The 4599-nt window shown below is 42.6% G+C and carries 4 protein-coding genes; 2 read left to right on the top strand and 2 right to left on the bottom strand.

Translation table 11 applies throughout. The features are described 5' to 3' along the window. Positions 1-138 precede the first annotated feature (138 nt). Entirely contained in the window at positions 139-447 is a 309-nt protein-coding gene (locus AC805_RS16165; RefSeq protein ID WP_072143647.1) for a hypothetical protein, read from the top strand. 13 nt (positions 448-460) lie between these two features. On the opposite strand, the gene AC805_RS16160 is transcribed toward AC805_RS16165, so the two are convergent. Both AC805_RS16160 and AC805_RS16155 read right to left on the bottom strand, forming a co-directional pair. Further along, positions 461-2101 (bottom strand): acetolactate synthase large subunit, encoded by a 1641-nt coding sequence (locus tag AC805_RS16160; protein WP_009629608.1) that lies wholly within the window; start codon positions 2099-2101, stop codon positions 461-463. 67 nt (positions 2102-2168) lie between these two features. Continuing rightward, the gene (locus AC805_RS16155) at positions 2169-3533 is read right to left on the bottom strand and encodes an NAD-dependent succinate-semialdehyde dehydrogenase (protein WP_055076372.1); all 1365 of its coding nucleotides are present in this window, start codon (positions 3531-3533) and stop codon (positions 2169-2171) included. A 362-nt stretch (positions 3534-3895) separates the two neighbouring features. Here AC805_RS16155 and AC805_RS16150 point away from each other — a divergent pair, with 362 nt between their 5' ends. Further along, complete coding sequence (locus AC805_RS16150; RefSeq protein WP_055076371.1) at positions 3896-4582, top strand: PIN domain-containing protein; 687 nt, start codon at positions 3896-3898, stop codon at positions 4580-4582. Positions 4583-4599 lie beyond the last annotated feature (17 nt).

Raw genomic sequence — 4599 nt, 5'->3', positions numbered from 1 at the left:
AGGAAAAATCAAACCCCAAGAATTGACTGGCGGCGCTTCGCGCCGCCAGTCAATTCTTGGGGTTTATGTCCTAGTACATTTGGCGATAGCTATATTTGCTATTCTTTTGATGCAAAGCAATTAAGCTGAATATTGATTATGGTGACAATTATGGATGGCGGTGTTTACGTTTTTTTCTTAGCTACCACTTTAATCATCTTATTTAGCCTCGAAACTAGCATTAAGCGCCTTGAGCGCAGGATGAAACGCATTGATTATGCTCTCAGCTTAATCCTCAATCGAATGGAAATAGAAATTCCATCCCAACTTTCAGAACGGGTTAAACAGATTGCACTCGACCCCTCCCGCAAAATTGAAGCAATTAAGATTTATCGTGAAGAAAATCGCTCAAGTCTTCTCGAAGCTAAAGAAGCTATCGAAAACTTTATAGAGCGAAATCAAAATTGACGATGTTTTGTCTTTAAATCGGGCAAGACAATTCACCCACTTTACGGGAAAAGAGCATGTTTTCCCGATAATCAACGGGGCAATCGATAACGGCGGGAACATCCTGCCATAGGGCTTCTTTGAGAATGGGAATCAACTCGATCGCGGAAGTTACTCGATACCCTTTGAGCCCCATACTTTCCGCAAGCTTTACAAAATCGGGATTGCCAAACTTGATAAAAGCCGATCGCCCATAGTGGATCTGTTGCTTCCATTCAATCAAGCCATAACCACCGTCATTAAAAATCAGCGTAACAAAAGGCGTACCGATCCGCGTGGCAGTCTCTAGTTCCTGCATATTCATCATGAAACCGCCATCACCCGTTACCGCTACGATCTTGCGATGGGGATGCACTAGCTTGGCGGCGATCGCTCCAGGAATCGCAATTCCCATCGCGGCGAATCCATTGGAGATAATGCAAGTATTCGGGCGATCGCAATGGTAATGACGCGCCATCCACATTTTATGTGCACCCACATCAGAAATCACCACATCCTCGGCAGCCATCACTTGGCGAAGATCGTAGACGATTTTTTGCGGTTTAATGGGAAATCCTTCGTCATGGGCGTACTGTTCGTAGGTGGCAAGAATTTGCGGACGCAAATCGATCGCATGGGGTGAAGGCATTCCCGTGCGATCGCAACGATGCATAATCTCCACCAAGGAATCGGAAATATCGCCAACAATTTCTACCTGTGGCATATAACTGCTATCAACTTCCGCTGGTAACTCAGCAATGTGAATAATGGGAATTGTGCCTTTAGGATTCCATTTTTTGGGAGCGTACTCAATTAAGTCATAACCAACAGCGATCGCTAAGTCCGTTTCATCAAAAGCACAATTAATAATATCCCTTTGCTGTAAACCCAGCGACCAGAGAGCCAAAGGATGGCGATAAGGAATTACGCCTTTCCCCATAAAGGTATTTGCTACAGGGATATTTAAGCGGGTGGCAAAATCCGTTAGCGCTTGGCTAGCACCAGAACGAATTGCCCCATTACCCACCAAAATGAGCGGATTTTTAGACTGGGCGATCAAGATCGCCGCTTCGGAAAGACTGCGATAGGAGGCATACATTGCGTTGCGATCGCTTTTGATCAAGAGCGGTTGCCCTGTAACTTCCATATCCGCAATATTTTCTGGTAAATCAATATGTACGGCTCCTGGCTTCTCTGACTTGGCAAGCTTAAAAGCTTTACGAATAATTTCTGGGGTAATACTTGGGCGCACAATTTGAGCATTCCATTTGGTCACAGGCTCAAACATGGCGACTAAATCGAGGTATTGATGGGAATTGGTATGCATCCGATCGGTTCCCACTTGTCCCGTAATCGCGATCAATGGCGCACAATCCAAGTTGGCATCAGCAACCCCTGTCATCAGATTAGTGGCTCCAGGACCAAGGGTCGATAGACAGACTCCAGGTTTACCCGTCAGTCGTCCATACACATCTGCCATAAACGCTGCCCCCTGTTCATGGCGGGTAGTAATGAACTTAATTGATGAATTCTCAAGAGCATTGAGAACCGCCATATTCTCTTCTCCAGGGAGTCCGAAAATATATTCCACTCCTTCATTTTCTAGACATTTAACTAATAATTCTGCGGTATTCATTGTTTTACCTGATTTTACCTAACTGGTTTTACCTAACTGGTTTTACCTAAAATATATGGAATGAACTCTAGGCGATCGCAATAGTTTTAATATTCACAAATTCGCGAATCCCTTCGATACCCAACTCTCGACCAAAGCCCGATCGCTTAATCCCACCAAAAGGAAGTCGAGGATCGGACTTAACCATACTATTCACAAAGACTGAACCCGCTTCAATTTGAGCGATCGCTAGTTCTATTTCCCGTTCGTCCTTAGTCCAAACACTTGCCCCCAGACCAAAGTTAGTGCTATTGGCAAGGGCGATCGCCTCCCTAATATTTTTGACGCGAAATACTGACGCAACGGGACCAAAAAATTCTTCTTGATAGGGCGGCGCACCTAGGGGAATATCTACCAAAATTGTCGGGGCATAAAAATTTCCCTCCTGTTTAATGCGATATCCACCTACCAAAACCTTAGCACCCGCATTTAAAGTCGCTTTCACCAGTCCATCCAATTCTTGCAAAATTTGTGGTGTAGCTAAGGGACCCACATCTGTTGCCGCTTGCATGGGATCGCCCACCTTCAAAGCCCTAAATTTCTCCACAAACTTAGCAATAAATTGATCGGCGATCGCTTCTTCGAGAATGAAGCGCTTGGCGGCAATGCAGGTCTGCCCATTATTCATTACCCTCGCAGTTACACCTGTAGCCACCGCAAGATCGAGATCGGCGGTTTTGAGAACGATAAATGGATCGCTGCCACCTAGTTCCAAAACTACTTTTTTGAGATGATGTCCTGCGATCGCAGCGAGGCTTTGTCCAGCAGGTTCACTCCCCGTTAAAGTAGCAGCTTTTATCCTCGGATCGGCAACCAGATTCGCCACTCGCTCCGCACCAATGAGTAGAGTTTGAAAAGCCCCATCGGGCAAGCCCACTGCATGGAAGATTTCCGCGATCGCCAAAGCGCATTGGGGTACATTGGAAGCATGTTTTAACAGCCCCACATTGCCCGCCATCAAGCAGGGTACGGCAAAGCGAAACACTTGCCAAAAGGGAAAGTTCCAAGGCATCACCGCCAAAATAATCCCTAGAGGTTGGTAGCGAATTAGGGCTTGACTAGCATCGATCGTGACAGGTGTGTCAGCTAAAAATTGCGGAGCATATTCGGCATAAAACCGACAGAGATGCGCACATTTCTCAACTTCCGCGATCGCACTTTTGAGGGTTTTTCCCATCTCAAGGGTGATGATAATCCCAAATTCCGTTTTTTTTGTCTCAAGAATATCTGCAACTCGATACATCCATTGAGCGCGTTCGGCAAAACTGGTGTACTTGTAGGTCGCAAAGGTGCGATCGGCAAGGGCGAGTTTATGCTCGATTTCCCCATCTGTTAAAGGCGTAAAGGTCTTTAATACCTCTCCCGTTACAGGATTGATTGATGCGATCGCCACGATCTTTCCTCCATTCCTGAAAATCTATAACCAGCTCAAGATGCACTTCAATAAACCATTTGGCAAGAACCATTTGGTAAGAACCATTTAAGATTGCTATAGGTAAGATCTTAATCCTTGCGATCGCCAAATCCACCGATAATTCAACTTAATTTATGATTCATAAGTAAGTGGGCTTAATTAAATATAAAACCCTAAAACCTGCGACGCACGCTGCGCGTGCGCCGCAGGTTTTAGGGTTTTAATTATGCTGAGGTACTTAACGAAGTAATAGCAAATAGCTTAAGGTTCCATTAAGGCAATGTTAACTTATCTGTTAGACTAAATACTCAGATTAAAATCATGTTTACACCATTTAATTAATGAGAAATAATTACATCTTCATTGACTATGAAAATGTTCAGAATATAGATTTAACTTTTCTAAAAGAGAAAAGCTTTTATATCAAAATATTTATCGGTACAAACCAAACCAAAATCCCTATTGATTTAGTTTTAAAATCTCAAGCATTAGGCAACCAAGTCGAATGGATTCAAATTAATGGCAACGGCAAAAATGCTCTTGATTTCCATATTGCTTTTGAATTAGGAAAATTAGTTGAAAAAGAAGCAAAATCATTTTTTCATATAATTTCTAAAGACACGGGATATGATCCTTTGATTAGCTATATGAAATCACAAAAAATATTTTGTAAGCGTAGTGAAGATATTGGATCACTCATAAAATCTCTACAAACAGGCTTGCAATCAGTTGTACCTCCTCAAAAAAATTCATCAACCGATCAAATACCCACACAAACCGATCTCGAATCGCGATCACTAAACAAGCAGATCGATCAACGTGACAATCAATATGATCAAGTAGTTAAAAGGCTTTCTTTAGTCAATAAAGTCAAACGACCAAAATCAGAATCATCCTTAAAAAATCATATCAAATCACAATTAGGACTAAAAGAGCAGACACCTATAGTAAATAAAATTTACCAACAATTAATCAGCACACAAAAAATATCTTTAGATCGATCAAATAAAATCATTTACAATTTTTAATAATCATTTATAAAAGG

The organism is Pseudanabaena sp. 'Roaring Creek' (assembly GCF_001402795.1).
Lineage (GTDB): Bacteria > Cyanobacteriota > Cyanobacteriia > Pseudanabaenales > Pseudanabaenaceae > Pseudanabaena.
This window is presented reverse-complemented; position numbering and strand designations above follow the sequence as displayed.

Bases quoted from the DNA above. Each gene is read 5' to 3' on its own strand.
- AC805_RS16165 (WP_072143647.1), top strand. From the start codon at position 139: ATGGTGACAATTATGGATGGCGGTGTTTACGTTTTTTTCTTAGCTACC.
- AC805_RS16160 (WP_009629608.1), bottom strand. From the start codon at position 2,101: ATGAATACCGCAGAATTATTAGTTAAATGTCTAGAAAATGAAGGAGTG.
- AC805_RS16150 (WP_055076371.1), top strand. From the start codon at position 3,896: ATGAGAAATAATTACATCTTCATTGACTATGAAAATGTTCAGAATATA.